At 66.3% G+C, this 25,238-nt stretch carries 31 protein-coding genes; 19 read left to right on the forward strand and 12 right to left on the reverse strand.

What is annotated here, in order from left to right:
• The first annotated feature begins 135 nt into the window (after nt 1–135).
• Nucleotides 136–423 carry an HU family DNA-binding protein gene (locus ACE3Q6_RS08020; RefSeq protein ID WP_374430722.1) on the forward strand — a complete coding sequence of 96 codons (288 nt, stop codon included), beginning with the start codon at nt 136–138 and terminating at the stop codon, nt 421–423.
• Between the two features lie 71 nt (nt 424–494).
• A complete protein-coding gene (locus ACE3Q6_RS08025) occupies nt 495–860 on the forward strand; it encodes a VOC family protein (RefSeq protein WP_374430725.1) in 366 nt (121 codons plus the stop codon).
• Here the strand turns inward: ACE3Q6_RS08025 and ACE3Q6_RS08030 are convergent.
• Nucleotides 857–1,633, reverse strand: coding sequence for an enoyl-CoA hydratase (locus ACE3Q6_RS08030; RefSeq protein WP_374430730.1), 777 nt, complete (start codon nt 1,631–1,633; stop codon nt 857–859). The genes ACE3Q6_RS08025 and ACE3Q6_RS08030 overlap by 4 nt on opposite strands.
• 58 nt (nt 1,634–1,691) lie before the next feature.
• On the reverse strand, nt 1,692–2,543 hold the full coding sequence (mutM, locus tag ACE3Q6_RS08035; protein ID WP_374430734.1) for a bifunctional DNA-formamidopyrimidine glycosylase/DNA-(apurinic or apyrimidinic site) lyase: 852 nt from the start codon (nt 2,541–2,543) through the stop codon (nt 1,692–1,694).
• Nucleotides 2,544–2,706: 163 nt separating this feature from the next.
• On the opposite strand from mutM, the gene ubiE reads away from it, so the two are divergent.
• Both ubiE and ubiB read left to right on the forward strand, forming a co-directional pair.
• Nucleotides 2,707–3,453, forward strand: a complete 747-nt coding sequence (gene ubiE, locus ACE3Q6_RS08040; protein WP_374430739.1) for a bifunctional demethylmenaquinone methyltransferase/2-methoxy-6-polyprenyl-1,4-benzoquinol methylase UbiE — start codon at nt 2,707–2,709, stop codon at nt 3,451–3,453.
• Complete coding sequence (gene ubiB, locus ACE3Q6_RS08045) at nt 3,450–4,982, forward strand: 2-polyprenylphenol 6-hydroxylase (protein WP_374430743.1); 1,533 nt, start codon at nt 3,450–3,452, stop codon at nt 4,980–4,982. Before ubiE ends, ubiB begins: the two co-directional genes overlap by 4 nt.
• 7 nt (nt 4,983–4,989) lie before the next feature.
• Here ubiB and ACE3Q6_RS08050 read toward each other — a convergent pair whose 3' ends face one another.
• Nucleotides 4,990–5,649, reverse strand: a complete 660-nt coding sequence (locus tag ACE3Q6_RS08050) for a flagellar hook capping FlgD N-terminal domain-containing protein (RefSeq protein WP_374430747.1) — start codon at nt 5,647–5,649, stop codon at nt 4,990–4,992.
• Between the two features lie 7 nt (nt 5,650–5,656).
• Nucleotides 5,657–7,435 carry a flagellar hook-length control protein FliK gene (locus ACE3Q6_RS08055; protein WP_374430752.1) on the reverse strand — a complete coding sequence of 593 codons (1,779 nt, stop codon included), beginning with the start codon at nt 7,433–7,435 and terminating at the stop codon, nt 5,657–5,659.
• Between the two features lie 108 nt (nt 7,436–7,543).
• Between ACE3Q6_RS08055 and ACE3Q6_RS08060 the strand changes: the two genes are divergently transcribed.
• The 6 genes from ACE3Q6_RS08060 to ACE3Q6_RS08085 all read left to right on the forward strand — a co-directional run bounded on the left by ACE3Q6_RS08060 (nt 7,544) and on the right by ACE3Q6_RS08085 (nt 11,144).
• Entirely contained in the window at nt 7,544–7,816 is a 273-nt protein-coding gene (locus ACE3Q6_RS08060; protein WP_374430755.1) for a rod-binding protein, read from the forward strand.
• Nucleotides 7,803–8,111, forward strand: a complete 309-nt coding sequence (locus ACE3Q6_RS08065; protein ID WP_374430758.1) for a flagellar biosynthesis protein FlgN — start codon at nt 7,803–7,805, stop codon at nt 8,109–8,111. The genes ACE3Q6_RS08060 and ACE3Q6_RS08065 overlap by 14 nt, the downstream gene beginning before the upstream one ends.
• A 195-nt stretch (nt 8,112–8,306) precedes the next feature.
• The gene (locus ACE3Q6_RS08070) at nt 8,307–9,512 is read left to right on the forward strand and encodes a flagellin (protein ID WP_374430760.1); all 1,206 of its coding nucleotides are present in this window, start codon (nt 8,307–8,309) and stop codon (nt 9,510–9,512) included.
• A gap of 71 nt (nt 9,513–9,583) precedes the next feature.
• Nucleotides 9,584–9,955, forward strand: a complete 372-nt coding sequence (gene flaF / locus ACE3Q6_RS08075; protein ID WP_374430763.1) for a flagellar biosynthesis regulator FlaF — start codon at nt 9,584–9,586, stop codon at nt 9,953–9,955.
• Nucleotides 9,952–10,356: a flagellar biosynthesis repressor FlbT gene (gene flbT / locus ACE3Q6_RS08080; protein ID WP_374430765.1), complete on the forward strand. Its 405-nt coding sequence runs from the start codon at nt 9,952–9,954 to the stop codon at nt 10,354–10,356. The genes flaF and flbT overlap by 4 nt, the downstream gene beginning before the upstream one ends.
• Nucleotides 10,353–11,144 (forward strand): DUF1217 domain-containing protein, encoded by a 792-nt coding sequence (locus ACE3Q6_RS08085; RefSeq protein ID WP_374430769.1) that lies wholly within the window; start codon nt 10,353–10,355, stop codon nt 11,142–11,144. Before flbT ends, ACE3Q6_RS08085 begins: the two co-directional genes overlap by 4 nt.
• Before the next feature lie 137 nt (nt 11,145–11,281).
• Here ACE3Q6_RS08085 and ACE3Q6_RS08090 read toward each other — a convergent pair whose 3' ends face one another.
• A complete protein-coding gene (locus tag ACE3Q6_RS08090; protein ID WP_374430771.1) occupies nt 11,282–12,592 on the reverse strand; it encodes a FliI/YscN family ATPase in 1,311 nt (436 codons plus the stop codon).
• Nucleotides 12,593–12,676: 84 nt separating this feature from the next.
• Here ACE3Q6_RS08090 and ACE3Q6_RS08095 point away from each other — a divergent pair, with 84 nt between their 5' ends.
• From ACE3Q6_RS08095 to ACE3Q6_RS08135, 9 genes are read left to right on the forward strand one after another with little or no spacing between them, the layout of a single operon-like run.
• Nucleotides 12,677–13,060 (forward strand): FlgB family protein, encoded by a 384-nt coding sequence (locus ACE3Q6_RS08095; RefSeq protein ID WP_374430773.1) that lies wholly within the window; start codon nt 12,677–12,679, stop codon nt 13,058–13,060.
• An 8-nt stretch (nt 13,061–13,068) separates the two neighbouring features.
• Entirely contained in the window at nt 13,069–13,452 is a 384-nt protein-coding gene (flgC, locus tag ACE3Q6_RS08100; RefSeq protein WP_374430775.1) for a flagellar basal body rod protein FlgC, read from the forward strand.
• A 12-nt stretch (nt 13,453–13,464) separates the two neighbouring features.
• The gene (gene fliE / locus ACE3Q6_RS08105) at nt 13,465–13,755 is read left to right on the forward strand and encodes a flagellar hook-basal body complex protein FliE (protein WP_374430777.1); all 291 of its coding nucleotides are present in this window, start codon (nt 13,465–13,467) and stop codon (nt 13,753–13,755) included.
• Nucleotides 13,752–14,018, forward strand: coding sequence for a flagellar biosynthetic protein FliQ (locus ACE3Q6_RS08110; protein WP_374430780.1), 267 nt, complete (start codon nt 13,752–13,754; stop codon nt 14,016–14,018). The genes fliE and ACE3Q6_RS08110 overlap by 4 nt, the downstream gene beginning before the upstream one ends.
• A gap of 1 nt (nt 14,019) precedes the next feature.
• The gene (locus ACE3Q6_RS08115) at nt 14,020–14,730 is read left to right on the forward strand and encodes a flagellar hook-basal body complex protein (protein WP_374430782.1); all 711 of its coding nucleotides are present in this window, start codon (nt 14,020–14,022) and stop codon (nt 14,728–14,730) included.
• Nucleotides 14,731–14,739: 9 nt separating this feature from the next.
• The gene (flgG, locus tag ACE3Q6_RS08120; RefSeq protein ID WP_374430785.1) at nt 14,740–15,525 is read left to right on the forward strand and encodes a flagellar basal-body rod protein FlgG; all 786 of its coding nucleotides are present in this window, start codon (nt 14,740–14,742) and stop codon (nt 15,523–15,525) included.
• Entirely contained in the window at nt 15,525–15,944 is a 420-nt protein-coding gene (gene flgA / locus ACE3Q6_RS08125; protein ID WP_374430787.1) for a flagellar basal body P-ring formation chaperone FlgA, read from the forward strand. The genes flgG and flgA overlap by 1 nt, the downstream gene beginning before the upstream one ends.
• A 6-nt stretch (nt 15,945–15,950) precedes the next feature.
• Nucleotides 15,951–16,670: a flagellar basal body L-ring protein FlgH gene (gene flgH / locus ACE3Q6_RS08130; RefSeq protein WP_374431068.1), complete on the forward strand. Its 720-nt coding sequence runs from the start codon at nt 15,951–15,953 to the stop codon at nt 16,668–16,670.
• A 2-nt stretch (nt 16,671–16,672) separates the two neighbouring features.
• A complete protein-coding gene (locus ACE3Q6_RS08135) occupies nt 16,673–17,182 on the forward strand; it encodes a flagellar basal body-associated FliL family protein (RefSeq protein WP_374430790.1) in 510 nt (169 codons plus the stop codon).
• Nucleotides 17,183–17,185: 3 nt separating this feature from the next.
• Here the strand turns inward: ACE3Q6_RS08135 and ACE3Q6_RS08140 are convergent, their stop codons facing one another.
• The 7 genes from ACE3Q6_RS08140 to motA all read right to left on the reverse strand — a co-directional run bounded on the left by ACE3Q6_RS08140 (nt 17,186) and on the right by motA (nt 25,202).
• Entirely contained in the window at nt 17,186–17,527 is a 342-nt protein-coding gene (locus ACE3Q6_RS08140) for a hypothetical protein (RefSeq protein WP_374430792.1), read from the reverse strand.
• A complete protein-coding gene (locus tag ACE3Q6_RS08145) occupies nt 17,524–18,603 on the reverse strand; it encodes a flagellar biosynthesis protein FlhB (RefSeq protein ID WP_374430794.1) in 1,080 nt (359 codons plus the stop codon). The genes ACE3Q6_RS08140 and ACE3Q6_RS08145 overlap by 4 nt, the downstream gene beginning before the upstream one ends.
• Nucleotides 18,600–19,382, reverse strand: a complete 783-nt coding sequence (locus tag ACE3Q6_RS08150; RefSeq protein ID WP_374430796.1) for a flagellar biosynthetic protein FliR — start codon at nt 19,380–19,382, stop codon at nt 18,600–18,602. Before ACE3Q6_RS08150 ends, ACE3Q6_RS08145 begins: the two co-directional genes overlap by 4 nt.
• Nucleotides 19,379–21,451, reverse strand: coding sequence for a flagellar biosynthesis protein FlhA (gene flhA / locus ACE3Q6_RS08155; protein ID WP_374430798.1), 2,073 nt, complete (start codon nt 21,449–21,451; stop codon nt 19,379–19,381). The genes ACE3Q6_RS08150 and flhA overlap by 4 nt, the downstream gene beginning before the upstream one ends.
• Nucleotides 21,451–22,125, reverse strand: a complete 675-nt coding sequence (locus ACE3Q6_RS08160) for a transglycosylase SLT domain-containing protein (RefSeq protein ID WP_374430801.1) — start codon at nt 22,123–22,125, stop codon at nt 21,451–21,453. Before ACE3Q6_RS08160 ends, flhA begins: the two co-directional genes overlap by 1 nt.
• A gap of 75 nt (nt 22,126–22,200) precedes the next feature.
• Nucleotides 22,201–24,336, reverse strand: coding sequence for a hypothetical protein (locus tag ACE3Q6_RS08165; protein WP_374430803.1), 2,136 nt, complete (start codon nt 24,334–24,336; stop codon nt 22,201–22,203).
• Complete coding sequence (gene motA, locus ACE3Q6_RS08170) at nt 24,333–25,202, reverse strand: flagellar motor stator protein MotA (RefSeq protein ID WP_374430806.1); 870 nt, start codon at nt 25,200–25,202, stop codon at nt 24,333–24,335. Before motA ends, ACE3Q6_RS08165 begins: the two co-directional genes overlap by 4 nt.
• Nucleotides 25,203–25,238: the final 36 nt, after the last annotated feature.

Below are 25,238 nucleotides of genomic sequence, written 5' to 3' on the forward strand. Positions count from 1 at the left end.
ACTTTCGTGGTTTTTGGGTTGATTTTGACCCTCAAACCGTGTGTTTGGGCCATGGCCCCGGAACGGGGGACGCCCGGCATTTGCGGGCGGATACGTGCTTAAGTCACGAAACGAATAACAACGAAGGATGATCCAATGTCCAAACCGATGACCAAGACCCAGCTGGTGGCCGCCGTTGCCGAAGAGATGGGCGGCGACAAGAAGACCGCGAATGCGGCTCTCGACGCAATCGCCGCGGTCGTCTCCCGCGAAGTCGCCGCTGGCGGCACCGTGACCATTCCCGGTCTCGGCAAGGTCGCCTGCAAGGCCCGGCCCGAGCGTCAGGTCCGCAACCCCGCGACGGGCGAGACCATGACCAAGCCGGCCGACAAGCAGGTCAAGTTCGCCATCGCCAAGGCGCTGAAGGACGTGGTCAACGGCTAAGGCTTTCCGCCTTTCCCGAACTGTGAGAGGGTCGTCCTGTGGGGCGGCCCTTTTCCATTTGGGAGGCAGGCATGGCCAAGGTCACCGGCATCGGCGGCATCTTCTTCCGGGCGCGCGACCCGTCGGCGCTGAACGCCTGGTATCAGCAGCACCTCGGGATCACCCAGCCCGACATCGCCGTCTGGATGCAAGAGGCCGGACCCACGGTCTTTTCGCCCTTCAAGGCCGACACCGACTATTTCGCGGCAGACAAGCAGTGGATGCTGAACCTGCGGGTCGATGACCTTGCGGGCCTCATCGGGCAGCTGCAGCAGGCCGGGATCGCGGTCGAGACGCGGGCCGACTGGGACGGAGACGGGAGTTACGGCACTTTCGCCCGAATCCATGACCCGGAAGGCACGCCGATCGAGCTGTGGCAGCCGCCGTCAGGGGCCTAGCGGTCGCGGAACTGCGGCTGGCGCTTTTCCAGGAAGGCGGCCATGCCCTCCTTCTGGTCCTCGGTCGCGAACATCGCGTGGAACATCCGGCGTTCGAAGAGAAGGCCTTCGGCCAGGCCCGTCTCCTGCGCGCGGTTCACGCATTCCTTGACGACCATCGCCGTGACGCCCGATTTCTCGACGATCTTCTGCGCGGCCTTCATGGCCTCTTCGATCAGGTTCTTCGCCGGCACCACGCGGGAGACAAGTCCGCAGCGTTCCGCCTCGGCGGCGTCCATGAAGCGGCCGGTCAGGTGCATGTCCATCGACTTCGACTTGCCCACTGCGCGCGTCAGCCGCTGGGTGCCGCCCATGCCGGCCACGATGCCAAGGTTGATCTCGGGCTGGCCGAACTTGGCCGTGTCGGCAGCGATGATAAAATCGCACAGCATGGCCAGCTCGCATCCGCCGCCAAGGCAATAACCCGAGACGGCGGCGATGATCGGCTTGCGTGCCTGGGCGATGGTGCGGGACTCCGGGCCGAACAGGTCGTCGAAGTAGACGTCAATGAAGCTTTTCTCGGCCATCTCCTTCACGTCGGCGCCCGCCGCGAAGGCTTTCTCGGACCCTGTGATGACGATGCAGCGCACGCGTTCGTTGGCTTCCGCCGCCGTGACCGCCGCCGCCAGCTCTCGCATCAGCGTCGAGTTCAGAGCGTTCATGGCGTCGGGGCGGTTCAGCCGGATCAGCGAGACGTAGTCTTCGACCTCGACGATCAGCGTTTCATAGGCCATGTCGGCCTCCTTCCTGGCAGTCTTGGGGACTCCTAGCACCAAACGTCGCGTTGGCAAGTCACCTCTGGCAGGAGGGGCACCAGAAGGACGACCTGCCGGACTGTACCGTGCGGGTGATGGTGCCCTTGCAGCCGGGGGTTTCGCAAGCGTCGCCCTCGCGGTCATAGACCTGGAAATGCTTTGAAAAATAGCCAAGCTCGCCATTGGCCTGCCGGAAGTCGCGCAAGGAGGAACCGCCGGCCTCGATGGCCTCGGCCAGCACCTCGCGGATCGTCGGGACAAGCGCCTGGACCTGGCGCGGTTTCAGGTCGCCCGCCAGCCGCAGGGGGCTGATCCGGGCACGGTAGAGCGTTTCGGCCACATAGATGTTGCCCAGCCCCGCCACGATCCGCTGGTCCAGCAGCGCGGCCTTGATCGGCGTCTTGCGGCCCTTCAGGCGGCCCGCAAGGTAGGGTTCGTTGAAGTCGTTGCCGAAGGGTTCGGGGCCAAGGTCCTTCAGAAGCATATGCTCGGCCGCCCGCTCCGTCGGCATCAGGTCCATCGCGCCGAAGCGGCGGGCGTCGTTGAAGGTGATCCTTGCGCCGTTCCCCATGTGCAGGACCACATGGTCATGTTTCTGCGGTGCGGGGTGGTCGTGGTAGAAGCTGCCAAGCTGCGCGCCCGAGATCAGCATCCGGCCCGACATGCCAAGGTGCACCAGAAGCGTCTCGCCGCTGTCGAGGTCCGCAAGGATGTACTTCGACCGCCGCCGGAGCGCCGTGACCCGACGTCCGGTCAGCCGTTCGGCCATCCGTTCAGGCAGGGGCCAGCGCAGGTCGGGGCGGTTGACCTCGGCCCGGGAGATGGTCGCCCCTTCCAGCACCGGAAGGAGACCACGGCGAACGGTTTCGACCTCGGGCAGTTCGGGCATTCAGACCTCGCGCAGGACGGCATTCGCCTTTTCCCGCAATGCGGCGTAGCCCACAACATCCTTGTGCAATCGGCTACCAGGCAACCCCTGCGGCAGTTTGCGGTTTCCCTTCGCGGGTCCGGAGCGCTATATCCCCGGCGAATGGCTTTTTCGGGCAGGTAGGATGACCGAGGACAGGACGACGCATTTCGGCTTCCAGGACGTGCCCGAAACGGAAAAGGCCGGGATGGTACACGGCGTCTTTTCGCGTGTGGCATCCAAGTACGACATCATGAACGACGTGATGTCGATGGGCATCCACCGGGTCTGGAAGGATGCGATGATGGACTGGCTGGCGCCGCGGCCCGGCCAGCGGCTTCTCGACGTCGCGGGCGGCACGGGCGACGTGGCCTTCCGCTTCCTCAAGCGCGCCCCGGGGGCCAGCGCGGTCGTATGCGACATGACCGAACCCATGCTGATCGAGGGCCGCAAGCGGGCCGAGGCGGAAAGCCTTGCACAAAGCCTGGATTGGGTCGTCGGCGACGCAATGGCGCTGCCCGTCCCGGACAACAGCTTCGACGTCTACACCATCTCCTTCGGCATCCGGAACGTGACCCGCATCCCCGACGCGCTGTCCGAGGCCTACCGGGTGCTGAAACCCGGCGGGCGGCTCATGGTGCTGGAGTTCAGCCAGATCCCGAACGACCTGATGCAAAAGGTCTACGACCTTTATTCCTTCAACATCATCCCCGTCATGGGCCAGGTGATCGCGGGCGACCGCGCCAGCTATCAGTATCTCGTGGAATCGATCCGCAAGTTCCCCGACCAGGAAACCTTCGCCACGATGATCCGGGCGGCGGGCTTCGGGATGGTGAAGTATCGCAACCTTTCCCTCGGCATCGCCGCCCTCCATTCCGGCTGGAAACTTTGAAGGGTCCGCACAACATCATCCGCCTGATCCGCACCGGCGCCACGCTGGAGCGCACCGGTGCCATGGACGTGGTGCTCGAAGCCTTCCGCGCGCCGCCCCGCCTGCGCTTTGCCGCGCGGATGCTGGGCTGGCCGTTCAAATGGCTGGGCCTGAAAGGCGACCCCGAGCTGCCCCCCGCGACCCGTGCCCTGACCGCGCTGGGCCCTGCCTACATCAAGTTCGGCCAGGTCCTGTCGACCCGCCCCGACATCGTCGGCGAAGAACTGGCGCTGCAGTTGAAATACCTGCAGGACAAGCTGCCGCCCTTCCCGACCGAGATCGCCAAGTCGATGATCGAGGCCGAGCTCGAGCTTCCGGTTTCCACCCTCTTCTCCGAATTCTCCGAACCCGTGGCCGCCGCCTCGATCGCGCAGGTCCACCGTGCCCGCCTGGCCGACACGGGCGAGGAGGTGGCGGTCAAGGTCCTTCGCCCCGGAATCGAGCGCGCCTTCCGCAAGGACATCGACGCCTTCTACCTTGCCGCCCGCTGGATTGAACGCCTGGCTCCGTTCTCGCGCCGCCTGCGCCCGGTCGAGGTGATCCGCCACTTCGAAGGCGTGGTCATGGGCGAGCTGGACCTGCGGCTGGAAAGCTCGTCCGCGGCCGAGTTTGCGGCGAACACCGAAAAGGACGAAGGGTTCCAGGTTCCGAAGCCGCACTGGTTCCTGTCGGGGCGCAGCGTGATGACGCTGGGCTGGGCCGAGGGCATCGGGCTGAACGACAATGCCCAGATCGACGCGCAGGGCCATGACCGGACCGTTCTGGGCGCGCGGGTGCTGCAGCTCTTCCTGAACCACGCACTGCGCGACGGCTTCTTCCACGCCGACATGCACCAGGGCAACCTGAAGGTCGCGGCGAACGGCGACATCATTGCCTATGACTTCGGCATCATGGGCCGGATCGACGAATACACCCGGCGCGTCTATGCCGAGATCCTGATGGGCTTCATCCGCAAGGATTACCGTCGCGTCGCCGAGGTGCATTTCGAGGCGGGCTATGTCCCCCCCGACCGTGACATCGACGAATTCGCCCGCGCCCTCCGCGCCGTGGGCGAGCCGATCTTCGGCATGGACGCCAGCCGCATCTCGATGGCGCGGCTTCTGTCCTACCTCTTCGAGGTGACGGAACGCTTCGGGATGGAGACGCGGACCGAGTTGATCCTGCTCCAGCGCACGATGGTCGTGGTGGAAGGCGTTGCGCGGTCCCTGGACCCGCACATCAACATCTGGCAGGTCGCAAGCCCCATCGTCGAGCGCTACATTCGCGAAACCATCGGCCCTAAGGCCGTGCTGCGCGACCTGGTCAAGACTGCCCGCGTGCTGGCCCGGTTCGGCCCGAAGCTTCCCGCGCTGGTCGAGGCGCAACTGATCCGCGCGGGCAATCCGGCCACCGTGGTCCTAAAGCCCCGGCGGTCGGTTGCGCCCCTGGTCTGGATCATCGCCCTCGCGCTGGCATTTGTGGCGGGGGTCAGCTTCGACCGCTTCTACTGACCCGGCGTTACGCCCTGGGTTCGCGCAAGGCGGTTACGTCGCTGGCCGGGACCTCGATCCCGCCCTCCAGGACCAACCGGGTCCCGTTCGCACCGCCGCCCTTCGCTTCGATGACGCGGGCATAATGCTCGACCGGCGTGGTCGCAAGCACCCGCTCTCCGCTCAGGCTTTCCAGAGCTATGGAGTAGATGCCGGCAGGGAGTGGGGAGCCGTCCGCCCCGGCACCAAGCCACTGGTAGGGTTCGGCATTTGCCGGGATCTCCTCACGCGAGACGAGGTTGCCTTGCGCGTCCCTCACCACCAGCACCGCCCGGTCCGCGCCTTGGGCCGGGTTGGGCGACAGCGTGACCGGACGGCCGTCGTACAGCACGGGTGCGGGCGAGCGCGCCTCCTTCCCGATCCAGCTTGCCATCTCGGACATGCCGAGCTGCTGGAACTTGCCCTGCATGTCGGCCAGAAGCTGGTTCGTCCGCACCTGCTGTTCAACGCCGGAAAACGTGGCGAGCTGTACCGCGTAATCCGCCGAATCGATGGGTTTCAGCGGGTCCTGGTTCTGCATCTGCACCGTCAGCATCCGCAGGAAGGTATTGAAATCCGACGTGATCTTCGACGGCGCCGCCGGGGGCGTCGCGGGTGGTGCGGTAGATGTCAGCGCGGTGATGTCCATTCTGGCCTCACAATCTCAGGTCAAGGGATGTCCCGGCAGCAAGCTGCGGCGGGGACGTGGGTGGGGTGGGAAAGGCAGCATCGGATGGGCTACGGGCTTGGGAGCCATGGGCCGACCCGCTTCCCGGCGCGTCGTTCCCCGCCGATCCCGACTGGCCCTGCCCGAAACCGATGTCGGCCCCGGCATAGCCCGCTGCCCGCAGCGCGTCGGCCAGTTCGGTGACGTGGCGGCGGAAAAGGTCCAGCGTTTCTGGCCGTTCGAAAGTGATCATCACCACCATCCGGTCGGGGTTCGCGGCGTCCGGCTCCAGCCGAAGTCGCACATGGCCCAGCTCGTCCGGCGACAGCGCAAGTTCGGTTGCTCCGTCCGCACTGCGCGACAAGGCGGCGGTGATCTGCGCGGCAATCTGCGGCACCGGCCCCGGCTGCTGGCCGCCGGCCAACAGGGGGGCGTGCGCCTGGCCTGCCGGTGGACCGCCCGTCGTGATGCTGCCTGCGCCAAGGAGGCCAAAAGGCTCCTCGTCCTTGCCGACATCGCCAGGGGGCGCGTCGGGTTGGGGTAACGGCTGGGGCGTGGGCGTTGGCGAGGAAGTCAGCACCGCTTTGGCGGCCTCGGCCTTTGGCATCGGGATGGCGTCAACCTTTTCGGCCGAGGTCGACTCCAGCCTGGCCGCGACCTCGTCTTCGGCAACAGGCAGAGCCGCCGGGCCAAAGGAGGGTAGGGCTTCCGGCCGACCGGGCAGCCCCAGGCGAACCTCCGCCACCGACCGGCGCTCGGCGAGATGCAGCAACGAAAGGCCCTGGAACAGGTTTTCCCAAAGTCCGGGCCGGGCCGCGCCTTCCCGAAGCGGACCGTCCGTCAGCGGCGGGAGTTCCGGAACCTCTGCCGCGAATGGCGGCGTCGGTCCAGCGGTCCGCAGGTCTGACACCTGGTCGTCCGGTACGCGGTCGGGCACGGCGGTCGCGCCCTTCCCCTGCGCTGGAAGGTGGCCCTGATCCCCGATCAGCCGCACCGGGGCGCCCTTCGGCACGTCACCTTCTGCCGGGGCCGAGGCTTCGCCCGCGATATCCGCCACAGGCGGCTCCATGCCCTCCATCCGCGCCGGGATGCCGGGCATCGCCGCCTCTGGTCTATCCGCATGTGCCTTCGGCCTACCGGATGGTGCATCCGGTGTAGTCGGGGAATTCGGTGTCCCGCCTGCGATCCATTCCGATGCCGGCGTCACCCGTCGACCGATGGTGTCCGGAGGTCCGTCCCGCACCGGGAGCTCCATCTTCGACGCAGCACCAGGTCCTGCACCAGGCTGCACGACCTGTTGCAGACTCTCTGGAACCGCGACCCTACCCATTTCGCGCTGCGGCTCCGCCAACGCCACGTCCACGCTGACCGTTGCGGAGGCCTGGGAAGCCGGTCCGGTTGGTGGGGCCGCTTTGGTCGGAAGCTCCACCGTCGCGGCCCCGTTGTCCCCGATGTCCGCCTGCCCAGTCTGCCAAGGCGCCACGTCGGCCATCGGCGGTGTAGCCTTGGGCAGTTCGGATGCCACATCGCCCGACAGGGCAGGTTCAACGCCCCTGTCCGGGGCGCCCGCAGCAGGCGGGGCAAGGTCCGGCAGGACAGGCGGGGCAAGGGGAGCCACCACCATGACCGGCGCTGTGACCGCCAGGTCGGCCCCCTTCGCCTCTGCTTCCAGCGAGGCGAGAAATCCCCCCTCGTCCACGGGCAAGGCTTCGGCCACCGTCTCGGGCACCGGGGTCACAAGAGGCGCAAGGGCAAGGACAGGCTGCATGGTTTCCCGCTTTCTGCCAGGACTGCCCCCTTATCCCGCCAAGAGGTTACCCATTCTTTACCCCCGTCCGGCATGGTTGCGGAAAATCCGACCGATCCCGGAGGCCCGATGGACATTCAACCGACCACCCTTCCGCCCCCCACGCGCCATGACCAGCTTATGGCCAAGGCCAAGGACCTCGAGGCCGCCTTCCTGGCCGAGATGCTGTCGCACTCAGGCCTGGGAGAGATGCAGGGCGCCTTCGGCGGCGGTCAAGGCGAGGCACAGTTCACATCCTTCCTGCGGCAAGAGCAGGCGAAGCTCGTGGTGCAGCAGGGCGGGCTGGGGCTGGCCGAGATGATCTTCAATTCGATGGTGAAGGCCGAAGATGGCAACGCTTGAGGATCTTCTGGACCAGGCAGCCGGTGCCCTTCTGGCCGGCGATCTGGGCACACTCGCCACCCTGGCCGGGCAGATCGAATCGGCCCCTGTCCCGCAGGACCGCGCCACGGCCGAGCGTCTTCGGACCAAGGCCCTGCGCAACGCACGCCTTTTGGAGGCCGCGACGCGCGGCGTGAAGGCCGCCCGCCTCCGCGTGGCCGAGATCACGCGCGGCCCGACGCTGACCACCTATGACGCTCGCGGACAGAAGGCCCAGTTCGCGCCGCAGGGGCTGACCCCGGCCAGACGCGTCTGACTTTCGTCAAATGCCGCGCACTTCCCTCGCGGCGTTTAGGAATTGGTTCACCCCTTTGGCCCTTCATTGCTCCTGCGTCCCATGACGGGGCGGCGCTTCCGGGACACCCGGCAAGCACGGACAGAACGCCCAGACCGCCACGCCTTGTGGCTTTTCCGGCCGTGAAACCTGCGGCCCCGTGTGAAGGACCAAGTAATGTCGTCGATCCTGACCAATACCAGCGCGATGGTTGCCCTGCAGACGATGAAGGGTATCAACGCCAGCCTCAACAAGACCCAGGCGGACATCTCCACTGGCAAGTCGGTGGCCACCGCCAAGGACAACGCCGCCGTCTGGGCGATCTCGAAAGTGATGGAATCGGATGTCGAGGGCTTCAAGGGCATCTCCGACAGCCTGTCGGTGGGCAATGCCACGCTGACCGTCGCGCGCAACGCCTCGGAAACCGTGACGAAGCTCCTGACCGAAATGAAGGGCAAGATCGTCGCCGCCCAGGCTGACAACGTCGATCGCAACAAGATCCAGACCGATATCGACGCGCTGACGAAGCAGATCGAATCGACGGTCGGCGCGGCGCAGTTCAACGGCCTGAACCTGGTCGATGGCTCGCAGACCACGGTGAACGTTCTTTCCTCGCTGGACCGCAGCCAGAGCGGCGTCACCTCGTCCAACATCACCGTGGACGCGCAGAACCTGTCGACCGATGCCGGGGCCACCTTGACTGCCGGCGGCGGCACGCTTTCGGCCGCGAACGTAGTGACCGGCACCCCGGTCACGCTGAACGGTTTCACCCTGCAGGGCGGTGCCGGGGCGCTTGCGGCCAATGCGCCGACGGCCGCACCGGGTACGCTGACCGGCATCATCGCCGGCGACAAGATCACGCTCAACGTGGGGTCGGTCTCGGGCAACTATGTCGTGAAGGAAGGCGACACCGCCGATTCGCTGGTCTCTGGCCTGAAGAACTCGCTGACGCAGAACGGCCTGTCGGACAGCGATTTCACTCTGACGCTGGCTTCGGGCGCGCTGACGGTGGCCAACAACACCAACCAGTCCGCCGCGATCAGCGTCGGTACCACCCGCGGTACGGGCGGCCTGGCCGGGCTGAACTCCATCGACGTGGTGAACCAGCCTGCGAACGCGCTCAACGCGATCGAAGGCATGCTGCAGACCTCGATCGACGCTGCCGCGTCCTTCGGTTCCTCGCAGAAGCGGATCGAGATCCAGTCCGAGTTCGTCGGCAAGCTGACCGACTCGCTCAAGACCGGCATCGGCGCGATGGTCGATACCGACATGGAGGAAGCCTCGGCACGTCTGCAGGCGCTGCAGGTGCAACAGCAGCTGGCCACCCAGGCCCTGTCGATCGCCAACCAGCAGCCGCAGGGTCTCCTGTCTCTGTTCCGCTAAGCGCATCGGGCCGCGGGGGCTGATCCCCGCGGCCCGCCTCACCCCAAGGCTTTCGAACAGATGGACACCCCATGACCTTCCATTCCGCCATCAGCTATGCCCGGCCCGAGGCTCCGACCCGGTCGCTTCGGTCGATCGAATACGATCTTCTTGCGCAGACCACGCAGCGCCTGCGGACCGCCTGGGCCAACCGCGCCACCGACTATCCCGCGCTGGTCCGCGCCGTGACCGACAATGTGACGCTGTGGTCGACGCTGGCCTCCGACGTGGCCCTGCCCGGCAACGGCCTGCCCGCCGCCCTGCGCGCCCGGCTCTTCTACCTTTACGAATTCACCGCCCAGCACAGCCGCGCCGTTCTGGAGGACAAGGCCAGCGTCGAGGTTCTGGCCGACATCAACATGGCCGTCATGCGCGGCCTGCGCGGCGACGGGGGCGGCAAATGAGCGGCCTCGTCCTGAAGCTTGGCCCGCATGAGCGGGTGCTGATCAACGGCGCGGTGATCGAGAATGGTGACAAGCGTTCGCGTCTTGCCATCATGACGCCCAATGCCAACATCCTGCGGCTCCGCGACGCGATCCACCCCGAAGAGGTGAACACGCCCGTCCGTCGGGTCTGCTACATCGCCCAGCTGGTGCTGACCGGCGATGCCGACCCCGACGAGGCGAAGATGCAGCTTCTGCGCGGGATCGAACAACTCAGCCAGGTGCTGACCGACTATGACAGCCGCACCCAGCTGACGATCGCCAGCCGTGCGGTCATGGAAGCGCAGCCCTATCAGGCCCTGAAGGCCCTGCGTTCGCTGCTTCCGCGCGAGGAGCGGCTTTTCGCCGCCGGACGCGCATGAGCTTCCAGCCGGTCCTGCCACTTTCAGGCTTTACCGGCTGGGGTTTCCTCAAGCGGACGATGGCCAAGCAGCAGGCCGTGCAGCAGGCGATGCCGATGCAGCAGCGCGACGAGGCCTATTTCCGCGACAAGATCGGCAAAGCCGACACGGCCGAGAAGCTGGTGAACGACAAGCGGCTTCTGCGCATCGCCCTGACGGCCTTCGGGCTCGAGGGTGATGTAAACAGCAAGGCCTTCATCCAGAAGATCCTGGAGGGAGGCACTCTGAAGGAGGGAAGCCTTGCCAACAAGCTGGCCGACAAGCAGTACCAGAAGTTCGCCGCGGCTTTCGGCTACGGCGACTTTTCCGTGCCGCGCACGAAGCTTTCCACATTCCCCGACGAGATCCTGACCCAGTTCCGCGCCCGCAGTTTCGAGACCGCCGTGGGTCAGCAGAACAACACCTACCGCCTGGCGCTGAACGCCGAGCGTGAGATCCCGGCGCTTGCGTCACGAACGATCAGCGAGAACGCCAAGTGGTTCACGGTCCTTGGCAACGCCCCCCTGCGCGAGGTGATGCAGACGGCGCTCGGCCTGCCGAAAAGCTTTTCGTCCATCGACCTTGACCAGCAGGTCTCGGTCTTGAAGAAGCGGACGGAAGCCGCCTTCGGTTCGCCGGACATCGGCCAGTTCAAGGATCCCGCGAAGCTTGAGGCGTTGACCCGCCGCTTCATTCTGCAGTCCGAGATGCAGGGCCAGATGTCCGCCACCTCGCCCGCCGCCACCGCGTTGATGCTCTTGCGGCGCTAGGCTTCCGTGCAGCTGGCAGGGGCCGATTGCATGGTTAAGGCACCCTGAATCGAATTTCGCAAGTCATTGATTCCGCGCACTTCCCGTCCTTTGTCCACCGTGGACACTTTGCCCAGGAGAAGTCCCTTGCGGCCCCGTCAAACCTTCAGGCTGGCCCGCAGCCGGTCGAAGCTTCCCGCGATCCCGTTCGCCGGGGCGGACTCGGCCAGGAACCCGTCCAACTGCGGCCAGACCTTGATCGCCCGGTCGATCACCGGGTCCGATCCGCTGGCATAGAGCCCGGCCTGGATCATCATCTCAGCCCGGTCGTAGGCCCCGAGCAACCGCCGCGCCTCTCCGATCAGCTGGTTCTCCTCCTCGCTCGCCGCCTCGGGCAGGGACCGCGAGACCGATCGCAGAAGATCGATCGCCGGAAACCGCCCCCGTTCCGCGATCCTCCGGTCCATCACCACGTGCCCGTCCAAAACCCCGCGCAGGATGTCGGCCACCGGCTCCTCCATGTCCGAGCCCGCGACCAGGACCGAGAAGACCGCCGTGATGTCGCCCGCCCCCTCCGGTCCCGGCCCGGCCCGTTCGGCCATTCCCATGATCGCCTGGGTCAGCGAGGGCGGAAAGCCCCGCAGGCTGGCGCCCTCACCCCCTGCCAGTGCGACCTCCCGGTGCGCCTCGGCAAAGCGGGTGACGGAATCCACGAGAAGCAGCACATGCTTTCCCTGGTCGCGGAAATGCTCGGCCACCGCCATCGCCGTCAGAGCGCACATCCGCCGCATCAGGGGCGACTGGTCCGAGGTCGCCGTCACCACCACGCTGCGCGCCATCCCCGAAGGGCCAAGCACCCGCTCGGTGAACTCCCGCAGTTCCCGGCCCCGTTCACCCACCAGCGCGATGACGACGACATCCGCCTCCACCCCCCGCGCGAACTTGGCGAGGAGCGAGGACTTGCCGACCCCCGACCCCGCGAAAAGTCCGATCCGTTGTCCGCGGACCAGGGGAAGCAGGGTATCGAAGATCGCCACGCCGGTCTCCAGCCGGCCGCCCAGTCGACGCCGCGACGCGGCAGGCGGCGCGGGCGCCCGCAAGGACCGGGCATTGGGGCCGCGCAGCAGGGGGCGGCCGTCCAGCGGCTGGCCGGTCGCATCGATGATCCGTCCGATCCAGCTGTCATCGGGAGCGATCTCGGCCTTGCCGACAAGCTCGACCCGGTCGCCGATCGCCATCCCGTCGCCCGAGGCATCCGGCAGCACTGAACAGCGACCCGGCGTCAGGCGGAGCACTTCGCCGCCCGCGGTGCCGTCGCGGCTGTGGATCAGAACCCGATCCCCAATGGCCGCCGTCTCGAGCCCGGTCACCTCGGCCAGCCCGCGCCGCGTTTCCGCTACCCGCCCAACCCGTCGCACGGACGCGCTTCCGGCGATTTCCGCCAAGAGACCATCGAAAAGACCAGTCACGGGATTCTCCCTTTGTTCGCTCTCAACCGTTTCTAAAGGAATCACCCTTAAGCCTTGGTGAAGCAGGTCGAGGGAGAAGCCCCGATGTTCGAGAAACTGGAACTTACCCGAATGGCGCAGGCGCTGGCCGCGCAGTCCGGCGCACGCATGGCGGTCATTGCGGAGAATGTCGCGAACGCCGACACGCCTGGCTACAAGGCCAAGGACGTCCCCGCCTTTTCCGAAGTCTACGAGGCGGGGGGATTGGACATGCGCGCCACGCGGCCAGGTCACCTGGTTGGCCACGCGGCGGCCAATCTGCCCGCTCCGGACCTTGTCCGCGGGCATGAGTCACCCAATGGCAACTCGGTCTCGCTGGAGGCCGAGATGGTGAAGTCGGTCGAGGCACGGCAAAGCCACGAGATGGCGCTGGCAATCTACCGGGCGACCTCGGACGTGGTCCGGGCAAGCCTTGGCCGGCCGCGGTGAGGTGAGACATGGGCAATGACCTCATCTCCTCGCTGTCCTTCGCCGCCTCCGGCATGGAGACGCAGGCGATGCGCCTTCGGCATGTGTCCGAGAACATCGCCAATGCCGACACGCCCGGCTACCACCGCAAGGTGATGACCTTCGAACAGGCGATGGACACAGGCCTTGTCGAAGCGGGTCCGGTCAAACTCGACCAGAGCCAGCTTGCGAAGATCTACGACCCCGGCCACCCGCTGGCGGATGAAACCGGTCACTACGACGGCTCGAATGTCGATCTGGTGATCGAAATCGCTGACGCGCGCGAAGCGCAGCGCAGTTACGAGGCGAACCTCAGGATGTTCGACCAGACGCGTCAGATGACGCAAAGCCTGTTCGACCTTCTGCGCCGATAGGGGAGATCCAGAATGGATGTGAAAACCTCTTTCGTTTCCCAGGCCTATGCGAATGCTCGCACCGCCGCCGCCCCGCAACCGAAGCAAGGGGCGGCGGAACAGGGCTTCGCAAAGCTTGCGGGCAACTTCATGGGTGCGCTGCAGGAACACGAGGCTGTCGCCCGTTCGGCGATGACTGGCGGGGCAGACCCGCACGCGCTGGTCCAGGCGCTGGCCTCGTCGCAGATGGCGGTCGAGACGGTGGCGACGGTGCGTGATCGCGTCGTCGAGGCCTACCAGGAAATCCTGAGGATGCCGGTATGACCGAGCCGATGATCTATGACCTGACGCGCCAGGCGCTTTGGATCTGCGTGACCATCTCGGCCCCGCTCTTGGTCGTCGGGCTGGTGGTCGGGGTGGTGATCGGCCTGTTCCAGGCGCTGACCTCGGTGCAGGAGATGACGCTGACCTTCGTCCCCAAGGCCGCAGTGATGCTGGGGGTCTTCTGGCTGTCGATGAGCTTCATGACCTCGACGCTGGTGTCCTTCTTCACGGAAACCATCATTCCGCAGATCGCAGGGGGCTGAGATGGACGCCGCCGGATATGCGACACTGAACCGCCAGTCGGGCCTTATGCGCGAGATGGGCGTGGTCGCGAACAACATCGCCAACTCCTCAACCACCGGCTTCCGGCGCGAGGGGGTGGTGTTTTCCGAATTCGTGGCCGCACTGGACCAGGATCCGTCCCTGTCGATGGCCCATGCCAGCGGGCGTCATGTGGACTTGAGCCAGTCGACGCTGAGCCAGACCGGCGGTCAGTTCGACTTTGCCATCCAGGGCGAGGGCTTCTTTCTGGTGGAGACGCCGCAGGGCGAACGGCTGACTCGGGCGGGAAGCTTCACGCCCTCGGCCGAGGGCGAGCTGGTGACCCCCGACGGCTATCGGCTTCTGGATGCGGGCGGCGCGCCGGTCTTCGTGCCGCCGGATGCGCGGGGCATCGCGCTGGCTGCCGACGGGACGCTTTCGGCGGACGGACAACCCATCGCGCAGGTGGGGCTCTGGCGGCCGACTGATCCGCTCTCGCTGCGCCACCAGGCCGGGACCATGTTCGCCGCGGGCGAGCTGGAACCGGCGGAGGGTGCTACGGTCCTGCAGGGCATGCTCGAGGACAGTAACGTCGAGCCGGTGTCCGAGATCGCCCGGATGATCGAGGTCCAGCGCGCCTACGAGCTGGGCCAGAAATTCCTGGATGCCGAAGACGAACGCGTCCGCGGCGTGATCCAGGCGCTTGGTCGATAGGAGGCCGGAATGAAGGCATTGCAGATTGCCGCGACAGGCATGTCGGCCCAGCAGATGAAGGTCGACGTCGTTTCGAACAACCTCGCCAACATGTCGACCACCGGCTACAACCCCCGCCGCGCCGACTTTGCCGACCTGACCTACCAGCAGATGGCACGGCCGGGCAGCGTTTCGGCTGCGGATGGGTCGATGCTGCCGACCGGGGTGCAGATCGGTCTTGGCGTGCGTCCGGCGGCGGTCTCGGTGGTAATCGGCCAGGGGACCCTGGATGCGACTGGCGGCGACCTTGACGTCGCGATCGACGGCAACGGCTACATCGAGGTGCAGATGCCCTCGGGCCAGGTCGGCTATACCCGCGACGGGGCGCTGAAGCGGTCGGCCGAGGGGCTGATCGTGACCTCGGACGGCTATCCCGTGGTGCCGGGCATCACGATCCCCGCCGATGCGAGGGGGCTGACCATTTCGCCCTCCGGCGAGGTCTGGGCGGAATTCGCCGATCGGGTGGATCCGGAACTGATCGGGCAGATGACGATCTCGAGCTTTCCGAACGAGAAGGGGCTGGAGGCCATCGGGTCGAACCTGTTTCTGGAAAGCCCGGCTTCGGGCGCGGCCTTTTCGGGGACGCCGGGGCAGGAGGGACTGGGGACGCTGCGGCACGGCTACCTGGAATCGAGCTCGGTCGATGCGGTGCGCGAAGTGACCGAGCTCATCAAGGCGCAGCGCGGCTACGAGCTGAACGCGAAGGTCATCACTGCGGCCGACCAGATGCTGGCCGCCACCACGCAGGTGCGCTGATGCTGCGGCTGGCATTGATCCTTGCGCTTGCCGCCCCGGTTTCGGCGGAAAGTCTGGTCGCGACCCGGACAATCCGCGCCAAGACGCTGATCGCGCCCGAAGACCTGACGCTGGTCAGCGCGGCCCTTCCCGGGGCACTCAGCGATCCGGCTCAGGCCGTCGGGCTGGAGGCCCGGGTGTCGATCTACGCTGGAAAGCCTGTGCGTGCCGGCGACCTTGGCCCACCGACCCTGGTCGAGCGCAACCAGCTGGTGACGCTGGTCTATCTCTCGGGCGGGCTGGCCATCTCGACGGAGGGCCGGGCGCTGTCGCGTGGATCGGAGGGGGACGAGGTGCGCGTGATGAACCTCGGCTCGCGGAACACCGTGACGGGCCGCATCGGCCCGGACGGAGCAGTTTATGTCGGATGGAATGGATAGATCATGATGCGGTCCTTGATGATTTTGACGCTGGCCCTGGCCGGTTGCGGCAAGCTGGAACAGGTGGGGCGCGCCCCCGAATTCTCGGGGCTCGAGGGAACCGACCAGCACTACGCGATGTATTCCGCGTCCCTGCCGGACGATCAGCCCCCTGCCACCGTCTCGGATGGCTCGTCCCTGTGGACGGGCGGGACGGAATCACTGTTCGGCGACCGCCGTGCGGCGAGACGTGGCGATATCCTGACCGTCGTGATCGAGATCGACGACAGCGCCTCGATCCGGAATTCCACCGGCCGCAGCCGGAGCGGTGAGCAGAACGGGGGCATTCCCGACCTTCTGGGCCTTCCGCAAAGCCTGAACACGGGCTTGCCCGAGGGCGCAAGTCTGCAAGACGCCTTCAACATGGAGTCGTCCTCGACCTTCAAGGGTCAGGGTTCGGTCTCGCGCAACGAGGAGCTGACGCTGCGGGTTGCCGCCACGGTGGTCGAGGAACTGCCGAACGGCGTCCTGAAGATCGAAGGTCAGCAGGAGGTCCGGGTGAACTTCGAGATGCGGGAGCTGATCGTGACGGGCTATGTCCGCCCGACAGACATCTCGCGGCGGAACGAGATAACCTACGACAAGATCGCCGGCGCCCGGATCGCCTATGGCGGCCGGGGCCAGATCACCGACGTCCAGCAGCCGACCTACGGCCAGCAGGTCGCCGACATCGTGATGCCGTTCTGATCATGCTGGGCAAGCTTCTTCCGATCCTTCTGGCCGTGGTAGGTCTTGGCGGAGGCGTGGGCGCAGGCCTGTTCCTGCGCCCGGCCCCAGCGGCCGACGATCACGCTGCCGAGGCGGATCATGCCGCCCCGGAAGAAGAAGGAAACGCCGACGCAGACGATGGCGAACACGCCGAAGCCGAGGAAGGAACGCCGGAATATGTCAAGCTGAACAATCAGTTCGTGGTTCCGGTGGTGGAGAAGGGGAGGGTCGCTGCGCTGGTCGTCCTCTCGCTGTCGCTGGAGGTGGAGCCCGGCAGCACCGAGGCGGTCTACGTCCGGGAACCCAAATTGCGGGATGTCTTCCTGCAGGTGATGTTCGACCACGCGAACACGGGCGGTTTCTCCGGGTCGTTCACCGACGGGTCCAACCTGATCGGCCTGCGAACCAGTTTGAAGGAAGCTGCGGCGCAGGTCCTGGGACTTGTCGTGACCGACGTCCTGATCACCGACATCGCACGCCAGGACAGCTGAGCGTCATCGAACCTGCTTCAGCCGCGTGGCAAGCCCCTGCAGGGCCTGCACGCGGCCGAAGGCCGTCTGCGCTTCGCTTAGTGCCTCGATACAATCGGCAGTCTGCCGCGCGATCACCAGGTTCAGTTCGGCCCGGCGCTGGTCGGCCCAGCGGCCGTAGGTCAGCGTCACCTTTTCGGCTGTAACCGCGTCCAGGTCCTGCGCAGCGGACGGCTGGTCGAGCGCAGCGATCTGCATCCGGCTGCGCTCCAGTTCGGCCACCGCGCTGCGAAGCTTGCCAAGCCGGTGGTCGAGCACAAGCTGCGTCAGGTCGGCCAGTCGGGCGATGTCGGTGCCTTTGCTCATCGCCGCCGTGCCCTCTTGCGCATGGCTTCGGCAAAGCGGATCGCTGCCGCGACGGCCCGGTAGTGCTCGACCCGGATCTCCAGCCCGATCTCGACCGTGGCGTGAATGGCGCGGGCTGTCGGGGGGTCGGAGTGGATCGGCACGCCATGTTCGGCCGCCCGTTCGCGGATCATGCGCGCGACCTCGTCAACACCCTTGGCGACGCAGACAGGTGCCCCGCCTTTCGCCCGGTCCCATTTCAGGGCCACGGCATAGTGCGTCGGGTTGACCACGACGACGTTCGCGGTCGCGACGTCCGACAGCATCCGGTTCGTCGCAACTTCCTGGGCACGCTGGCGGCGGGCCGCCTTCAGATGCGGGTCGCCCTCGCTTTCCTTGTATTCGTCCATCATCTCCTTGCGCGACATGCGCAGGCGCTTGCGGTGCTGGAAGATCTGCCAAAGGAAATCGACGCCGCCGATCACGAGCTGGATCAGGAAGACGATGGCAAGAAAATGCAGAGTCAGGCGGGCCATCAACGCGCCGGACATGGCGGTTGTCAGGTAGAGACTGGCCAGGATCTCTTCCAGGCGCGCGGCGAGGAAATAGTAGAGGATCAGGCCGACGAGGCAGAGCTTGACCGTGCTCTTGGCGAATTCCACCAGTCCCTCGACGCCGAACTTGTGCCCGGCAGCGGCGATCGGAGAGATCCGCGACAGCTTGGGTGCCAGCCGGCTGGGCGCAACGACGAAGCCCCGGGTTGCGACGAGAAGCGCAAGCACCAGCACCGGTGCCAGAAGCAAAAGCGCCAGCGGCGGACCGGCGACCGCCATGAGGATGCCGGCGACAGGGGCGCTGCCTCCTGTGGTGACCAGGGTCGACAGTCGGTCTGCCTGGTCGAGCAGCACCATGCTGGCCGTCCCCGACCTCTCGACGGCCCAGGCCCCGAAGCTGAACAGCGCGAGCAGGAACCCACCGGTCGCGATTGCGGTCTGAAGATCCGTGGACCTGGCGATGTCCCCGTCCTTGCGCGCCTTGTCCAGCTTCTGCTGCGACGCCTCGTGTTCCTTGTCGGATTCGTCGTCCTCGCTGCTCATGGTGCCACCACGAACGGCTGGTCAAGATGGGCAGTGAACGCGTCGACCCAGACGGCAAGCAGCACCGGCGTGGCGACGGCCAGCAGGGCCAGTCCCCCCAGGGTCAGGGCGGGGGCGCCCACCATCGAGACCATCAGAGTCGGCATGGCCCGGTTGATCGCGCCAAGCGCGAGATTGTAGATGAGCGATGCGATGACGAAGGGAGCCGCCAGCGAGAAGGCAAGACTGAAGGTCCGGCTGATCAGGGCAAGGCCCCACTCCGCGGCTGCGGCCGCCGAGTGGTGCACACCCGCAGGCAGGATGTCGTAGGAGATCAGCACAAGCTCGGCCGCGCGCACGTGCAATCCCGTGGCCATGGCCAGCGCGATGCCGGCAATGAGAAGGAGGTTGCCGATCGCCGGCTGCGGTTCCGGAGCAACCCCGGAAAAGAGCTGCGCCAGCGTGGTTGCCTGGGCAATCATCGCCGCCGCCGTCTGCAACGCCGCTATGAAAAGCCGCATCCCGATCCCGAGGATGAGACCGGCCACCGCCTCTCCTCCCAGGGCCAGGAAGGATGGAGGGACATCCGCGGCGCTGATCCGCTCGGTCAGCAGAGGGGCGACCACGAGGGTAAGCCCGACGACAAGCGCAAGCTTGATCCTTTGCGGGACAGCCGTATCACCGAAGCCGGGCATCAGCGCAACCATGGCGCCGATCCGGACGAAGGCCAGTGCGACGGCCCAGGCCAGGCTTTCGGCCAGGCCAAGGAGCATCGAGAGGTCCGCGATCAGATCGGTCACGCCGGGACCTGTCCGATCAGGGCGGGCCGAGCATCGGTCCCGATCTCTTCATAGGACAGGACCGGCATATGCAGGCCCTTGGCCTGGACCACCGTCCGCAGGAAGCGCCGCCGTCCCACCGAGGTCACCAGCGCCGGGTAGACGCCACCCTCGGCCGCACGGTTGACGCGCTCGGTCAAACCATTGGCGAGCTTCGCAAAAATCTCTGGTGGCAGGGCCACGTCGCGGTGGCCGCGGTCGCTGTCGATCTGGTAGGTCGAAAAGGTCCTTTCCCACTCGGGCGAAAGCTGGATCAGGGGCACCGAGCCGTCCGGCCGCTTGAGCTCGGCGATGATCTGGAAGCCAAGGCGCTGGCGGACATGTTCACAGATCGCTTCGGGCGTGCCGAACTGCCGTGCTTCGGCGATTGATTCCAGGATCAGCGGCAGGTTCCGGATCGAGACCCGCTCGTCCAGGAGAAGCCGCAGCACGGAATGAAGCAGATCGATCGGCACCTTGTCGGGGATCAACTCGTCCAGAAGCCGGCGGTTCGCCTCGGCCCGTACGGGATCGGAAAGCTTCACGAACTCGTCCAGAAGCCGACGCAGGCCGCGCAGGGTGAGAAGACGCGAAAGGTTCGACTTCAGCACCTCGAGAAGGTGGGTCGCAAGGACCTCGGTCGGCGACACGACGGTCAGGCCGGAGAGGGCAGCGTCCTCCTGCTGGTCGGGAAGGATCCAGCGCGCCGGGGCGCCATAGACCGGCTCGCGCGCGTCGAGGCCATCGGGGGCCGGAATGCCTTCGTTCAGCAGGACAAGGACCCGGTCGGGATAGAGCCGGTCCGCGACACGCTCGACGCCCTGAAGCCGGATCCGGTACTGGCCGGGCGGAAGCGCGCCCTCGTCGGTCAGGCGGATCTCGGGGAGGATGAACCCGTAGGCCGAGGCGACATGGTTGCGCATGTTTGCGATGCGGCTATCCAGACCGGTGGCAGGATCCAGCACCATCGCGACGAGGTTCGGCGCAAACTCGATGTGGATGTCGTCGAAGTCGAGCACATCGCCGATTGACCTGGGCTTCGGGGCTTCCAGCGTGGGCGGCGGCGCGACCTCGGGCTCGGCAGCCCGGCGGGCCTGGTAGAAGGCCACACCTCCCAGCACCAGCGCGGCCAGCATGAAGGGCAGAAACGGCATCCCCGGCACCAGCGCGAAAAGCGCCATCAGCGCGCCGACCGTGCCCAGAGCGCCGGGGTACCGCCCGAGCTGCGCGAAGAACGAGACATCGGCCGCTCCCTTCTGGCTGCCCTTCGCCAACAGAAGCGCGGCGGCGACCGAGATGATGACAGCCGGGATCTGGCTCACAAGGCCGTCGCCGACGGTTAGGATCGTGTAGGTCTCGAAGGCGGTAGCGGCGTCCAGTCCATGGACGAAGATCCCCACGATCAGGCCCACCACGATGTTGAGCGCGGTGATCAGAAGGCCAGCGATCGCATCGCCTTTCACGAATTTCGATGCGCCGTCGAGCGAGCCGAAGAAGTTGGTTTCCGCAAGTTCCTGTTCGCGCCGGCGTTTCGCTTCGGCATGGTCGATCGCTCCGGCCGAGAGGTCGGCGTCGATCGCGAGCTGCCGGCCCGGCATTCCGTCCAGCGCGAAGCGTGCGCCAACCTCGGCCATCCGTCCTGCGCCCTTGGTAATGACAATGAAGTTCACGATCAGAAGGACGATGAAGATGACGAGGCCAAGGATCAGGTCCCCGCCCATGATGAATTCCGCAAAGCCCTCGATCACGTGTCCGGCCGCGTCGGTGCCAGTGTGGCCCTGGCCGATGATGAGCTTCGTCGACGAGACGTTCAGCGACAGGCGCAAGAGGAGCGAGGCGAGGAGGATGGTCGGGAAGGCCGAGAAATCCAGCGGCCGGTCGATGAACAGGGTCACCGTAAGCATCAGGATCGCCAGCGCGAAAGAGATGGCCAGGCCGATGTCCAGGATCCAGGCCGGGACGGGCAGGATCATCATTACGATGACGGCCATCAACCCGATGGCAAGCAGGATCGTCGGGCGGAAGGCGGCGGCAGACAGTCCCTTCAGCATCATGGTGCCCCGATAAGACGGAGGCCACCGGGGCTGGCAGGAACCAGCGATCCCCGCGCGCCGGCCGATCCGGCAACAAGAAGCGGAAACCGGTTCTCCCGGTCGACCAGCCCGGCAGGGGCCGAAGGGGCCGTGTCGCCGCCGCCGTCGCCCAATGCGGCCTCGAACTTAGCCTGATAGGCAGCAGCGAATTCGGGGGTGGCTGAATGGTAGGCCGCAGCAGCCAAGGCCCAGTCACCGGTTCTGGCGAAGTGGTTGGCCAGATACTCGGCCGCATAGATCGCGTTCTGCGCCGGATCCAGCATATCGGCGACCGACGCGAAATTCTGCGCATGCCAACGATAGTTCAGCTGGAAACAGCCAAGGTCGACATTTGTCGCCCCTTGTTCCAGAGCGGCTTCCGCTTCGATTGCGGCTTCGCTTGCGGTGTCGAACCACCGCCCATCTCCGCCGAAATTGACCGTCCAAGGCCAGGGACGCCCGTGACGCCCGGTTTCGACCGTCGAAATCGCGCGCAGGACGGCAAACGGTACGCCCGTACGATCCGCCGCATCCGAGGCGGCTTGCAGGCAGAGGTCGGCGGGGTCGTCACGTCCCAGAACGACGGCCGGTGACAACCAAAGTGCAACGGCAGCGGTCGTCGCGGTCAGAAAGTGAGGTCTCTTGCTGCGCATTCTCGCTCCTCCCGGGCGTTCTGCCGGGGTTGGGGAGCAGCCTAGCGGGCGAATCTTTCCGCACGGTTACCGGCCTCAGTTTTCGGAAAGCGGGGGCAGGTCGGCGAGAAGATCCTCGATGGCCTCGCGCGCGGCGAGGCTGGCCTCGACCGTCCGGCCGCCGCGATCAAGAAGGCCGGCCGTCTCTGTGTCTGGGAGGGGCTGGGCAAGCCGCGCCGCCGCCTTCCAGGCTCCCGCTTCATCGGGGGCCTTGGTCCAGTCGCCGTCCCAAAGTCCGACGCGCGCAGCCGCATCGGCTTCGCCAGACTGGGACAGCGCGGCCTCTGCCGCCGGCAGGTCACCCAGGACAAGAAGCGCGTCCGCGCGAAGCTGGTCGGCCTCTGGTCCCGACGCGTCGCCGAGGAGGGCCAACGCGGCGCCCGCATCGCGACGCGCAAGTTCCGCTCTTGCCGCCAGAAGGCGTAGGTCCGTTGGGTCCGATGGGGCGACAGGTCCCAGCCAGACCACCGCGGCATCCGGAAATCCCAGCGCAAGCAGGCGATCGGCCACGGCCTGCGCGACCTCGTCCGCAACGTCGGGTCGCGCGGCGTCCTCGGGCAGCACGGCATGGCGCAGGAAGTCGTCGTTGGTGGCGCGGTCCTCGACGACGCGCCACAGGTCCGACAGATTGGCCGGGGCCTGGTTGGACCCGAAGGCGGCATGGGTCTGCCCAGACAGGGCAAGCGCCAGGACCGTCGCACGCTCGATCGCTGCAGCAGAGTCGCCGTCCTCGGCCTCGCCGCGGATCGACATAAGTGCGTCGGCGGCGTCGGGGTCCATGGGTTGCAGCTTGAGGAAATGAGCCTCAACCAGAGCCACCAGGCTGTCCGCCCGATCCCCGTCAAGAGCCACCGCCTCCTCGGCATGAATCTGGGCCGCACCGGCATCGCCTGCATGGAGTTGCGTCTTGGCATCGAGAAGGGCCACGCTGCCCGGGTCCGCATCCGGCGTCCGCTCCATCGCGTCGCGGATGATGCGCACTGCTTCCGTATCGTCGCGCGCCAGAAATTTCTCTGCCAATGCGGGGCCAAGATGTCGCCGCAGATGAGCTGGAAGGGTAAGGAAGCCCTGGAGAATGGCGTCGCGATTCACGTCGGGGCCGGAGGGCAGGCGGTCATGGGCAAGCGCCGCCCACAGGGCAGCGGGCCCGTCGCATTCCAGCATTGTGGCGAAAGGCGTCTGGGGGTCGGTCTCGCCGTCGACCAGGCGGGCCATGGACCGATAAAGCGCCACATCCTCGCCGACGGCCTGATCTCCAAGCATGTCAAGATGCTGCCGGGCCTCGACCCCGAAGCCCAGGTAGAGAAGCTGCCGGACAGAGCGCATAATGGACTCGGACTCGGGAAGGTCGAATTCGCCGTAAAGGTCGGAGCGGGCGGCGACGAGCAGGTCCAAGGGCGCCATGTCCTGTCCCCAGGCAGCAAGGTCTGCCACTTCGGGACCGGCGCAGGCCGGGCCGTCTGCTTCTGCGGGGACCAACGCCCCGGGTGTCGTCACGATGACACCCGCATCCACGCCGATCCTGATGTTCGACCAGGGCAACGTAGAGTGATCGATCACGGGAACCTCCGCCGGCTTTCCGGGCAGTTCCATGTCCACCACGCCGTCTGCAGCTCCCCTTGCGATCTGCTCCAGAAGTTCGTCCCGCAACGGCTCAAGCGAGACGCTGCCGGTGTCGAGCGGCAGGGACGGAACATATCGGGCGGGCGGATCGCTGCGCCGGTCGGCAAGCCAGTCGTAGCGTTCGCTCTCCGGCGAGCTGGGGAGGGGGGGGACCGTGCCGCGAAAGGCGGCCTCGAACGCGGACCCTGCTGGCGCCGGCCCTTCCCGGATATCCAGGACGACGATTGCGCTGCCATATTCAAAGGGGAAGACATGGCAATCGCAACCCAGGGTCAGAAGCAGCGCCCCGCTTGTCTTGTCGACGGCCAGGCCCGCCAGACGGGATCTCGGGATGCGCTCCCAGACGGTCGACAGATCATAGGTGGGTTGGCTGTCGGACCGGACGCCAAAGGCGTAGCCGGTCGCGGTCCGGCCCATGTTCCAGTCCGGCCCGCCGGGCAGTTCGATCACCAGGCGGGTGAAATCTCCGTGCTCGCCTGACAGGATCCGGGCGGTCTCGGCCTGTGCGGCGGATGCCAGGGCAAGGGTCAGGAGCATCGCCCGGATCATGCGGCTTCCTGCTTCAGGTTGCGCATGGCTTCCTCCAGCTCGCCGAAGCCCGGCCGGAGATGGTGTGGCGTGTTCTGTCGGCCCACTTCGATGCAGATGTTGGCGGGGTGGCGGTGCAGGTTGGCGACCAGGACTTCCCGGATAAGCTGGTAGAAATGGATGTCCTCCTCGACCACGGTCTTCACCCGGGCAGCGAACGGCCCCATCAGTCCGTAGGCCAGGAAAACGCCGAGGAAGGTCCCGACCAGCGCCCCGCCGATCATCTTGCCCAGGACCTCGGGGGGCTGGTCGATCGAGCCCATTGTCTTGATCACGCCCAGAACCGCCGCGACGATCCCAAGGGCCGGAAGGCCATCGGCCATGGTCTGCAGTGCGTGGCTGGAATGCATCGCGTGGTGCAGCGTCGCCTCCATCCGCTTGTCCAGAACTTCTTCGACCTGGTGGGGGTCGTCGTAATTCATCGACGCCGCCCGCAGCGTGTCGCAGATGATGTCCATCGCCTCGTGGTCCTGCTGGATGCGAGGATACTTCCCGAAGATGGCCGAGGTGCCGGGCGATTCGATGTGCTCCTCAAGCGCGACGGGATTGGCGCGGGCCAGGCGGATCAGCTCGAACAGAAGGCATAGCAGGTCGCGGTAGTCTTCAGGCTTCCACTTCGGCCCCTTGAACACCTTGCCCACGTCCTTGAGTGTGTGCTTCACGGCGGCCATGTCGTTGGAAATCAGGAAGGCCCCGATGGCCGCGCCCCCGATCATGATCATCTCGAACGGCAGGGCCTTGAGGATGATGCCCATCTTGCCGCCGGCAAGGACATAGCCGCCGAAGACCATGACGAGGATGACGGCGATGCCGACGAAGCCGAGCATTTAGGTGTCCTGTATCCTGTTCTGTTGACGGCAGTA

The organism is Tabrizicola sp., assembly GCF_041913445.1.
In the GTDB taxonomy this organism is placed as follows: domain Bacteria; phylum Pseudomonadota; class Alphaproteobacteria; order Rhodobacterales; family Rhodobacteraceae; genus Tabrizicola.

Coding starts and splice junctions, on each gene's coding strand:
- ACE3Q6_RS08020 (WP_374430722.1), top strand. CDS start 136: ATGTCCAAACCGATGACCAAGACCCAGCTGGTGGCCGCCGTTGCCGAA.
- ACE3Q6_RS08025 (WP_374430725.1), top strand. CDS start 495: ATGGCCAAGGTCACCGGCATCGGCGGCATCTTCTTCCGGGCGCGCGAC.
- ACE3Q6_RS08030 (WP_374430730.1), bottom strand. CDS start 1,633: ATGGCCTATGAAACGCTGATCGTCGAGGTCGAAGACTACGTCTCGCTG.
- mutM (WP_374430734.1), bottom strand. CDS start 2,543: ATGCCCGAACTGCCCGAGGTCGAAACCGTTCGCCGTGGTCTCCTTCCG.
- ubiE (WP_374430739.1), top strand. CDS start 2,707: ATGACCGAGGACAGGACGACGCATTTCGGCTTCCAGGACGTGCCCGAA.
- ACE3Q6_RS08050 (WP_374430747.1), bottom strand. CDS start 5,649: ATGGACATCACCGCGCTGACATCTACCGCACCACCCGCGACGCCCCCG.
- ACE3Q6_RS08055 (WP_374430752.1), bottom strand. CDS start 7,435: ATGCAGCCTGTCCTTGCCCTTGCGCCTCTTGTGACCCCGGTGCCCGAG.
- ACE3Q6_RS08060 (WP_374430755.1), top strand. CDS start 7,544: ATGGACATTCAACCGACCACCCTTCCGCCCCCCACGCGCCATGACCAG.
- ACE3Q6_RS08065 (WP_374430758.1), top strand. CDS start 7,803: ATGGCAACGCTTGAGGATCTTCTGGACCAGGCAGCCGGTGCCCTTCTG.
- ACE3Q6_RS08070 (WP_374430760.1), top strand. CDS start 8,307: ATGTCGTCGATCCTGACCAATACCAGCGCGATGGTTGCCCTGCAGACG.
- flaF (WP_374430763.1), top strand. CDS start 9,584: ATGACCTTCCATTCCGCCATCAGCTATGCCCGGCCCGAGGCTCCGACC.
- flbT (WP_374430765.1), top strand. CDS start 9,952: ATGAGCGGCCTCGTCCTGAAGCTTGGCCCGCATGAGCGGGTGCTGATC.
- ACE3Q6_RS08085 (WP_374430769.1), top strand. CDS start 10,353: ATGAGCTTCCAGCCGGTCCTGCCACTTTCAGGCTTTACCGGCTGGGGT.
- ACE3Q6_RS08095 (WP_374430773.1), top strand. CDS start 12,677: ATGTTCGAGAAACTGGAACTTACCCGAATGGCGCAGGCGCTGGCCGCG.
- flgC (WP_374430775.1), top strand. CDS start 13,069: ATGGGCAATGACCTCATCTCCTCGCTGTCCTTCGCCGCCTCCGGCATG.
- fliE (WP_374430777.1), top strand. CDS start 13,465: ATGGATGTGAAAACCTCTTTCGTTTCCCAGGCCTATGCGAATGCTCGC.
- ACE3Q6_RS08110 (WP_374430780.1), top strand. CDS start 13,752: ATGACCGAGCCGATGATCTATGACCTGACGCGCCAGGCGCTTTGGATC.
- ACE3Q6_RS08115 (WP_374430782.1), top strand. CDS start 14,020: ATGGACGCCGCCGGATATGCGACACTGAACCGCCAGTCGGGCCTTATG.
- flgG (WP_374430785.1), top strand. CDS start 14,740: ATGAAGGCATTGCAGATTGCCGCGACAGGCATGTCGGCCCAGCAGATG.
- flgA (WP_374430787.1), top strand. CDS start 15,525: ATGCTGCGGCTGGCATTGATCCTTGCGCTTGCCGCCCCGGTTTCGGCG.
- flgH (WP_374431068.1), top strand. CDS start 15,951: ATGCGGTCCTTGATGATTTTGACGCTGGCCCTGGCCGGTTGCGGCAAG.
- ACE3Q6_RS08135 (WP_374430790.1), top strand. CDS start 16,673: ATGCTGGGCAAGCTTCTTCCGATCCTTCTGGCCGTGGTAGGTCTTGGC.
- ACE3Q6_RS08140 (WP_374430792.1), bottom strand. CDS start 17,527: ATGAGCAAAGGCACCGACATCGCCCGACTGGCCGACCTGACGCAGCTT.
- ACE3Q6_RS08145 (WP_374430794.1), bottom strand. CDS start 18,603: ATGAGCAGCGAGGACGACGAATCCGACAAGGAACACGAGGCGTCGCAG.
- flhA (WP_374430798.1), bottom strand. CDS start 21,451: ATGCTGAAGGGACTGTCTGCCGCCGCCTTCCGCCCGACGATCCTGCTT.
- ACE3Q6_RS08160 (WP_374430801.1), bottom strand. CDS start 22,125: ATGCGCAGCAAGAGACCTCACTTTCTGACCGCGACGACCGCTGCCGTT.
- ACE3Q6_RS08165 (WP_374430803.1), bottom strand. CDS start 24,336: ATGATCCGGGCGATGCTCCTGACCCTTGCCCTGGCATCCGCCGCACAG.
- motA (WP_374430806.1), bottom strand. CDS start 25,202: ATGCTCGGCTTCGTCGGCATCGCCGTCATCCTCGTCATGGTCTTCGGC.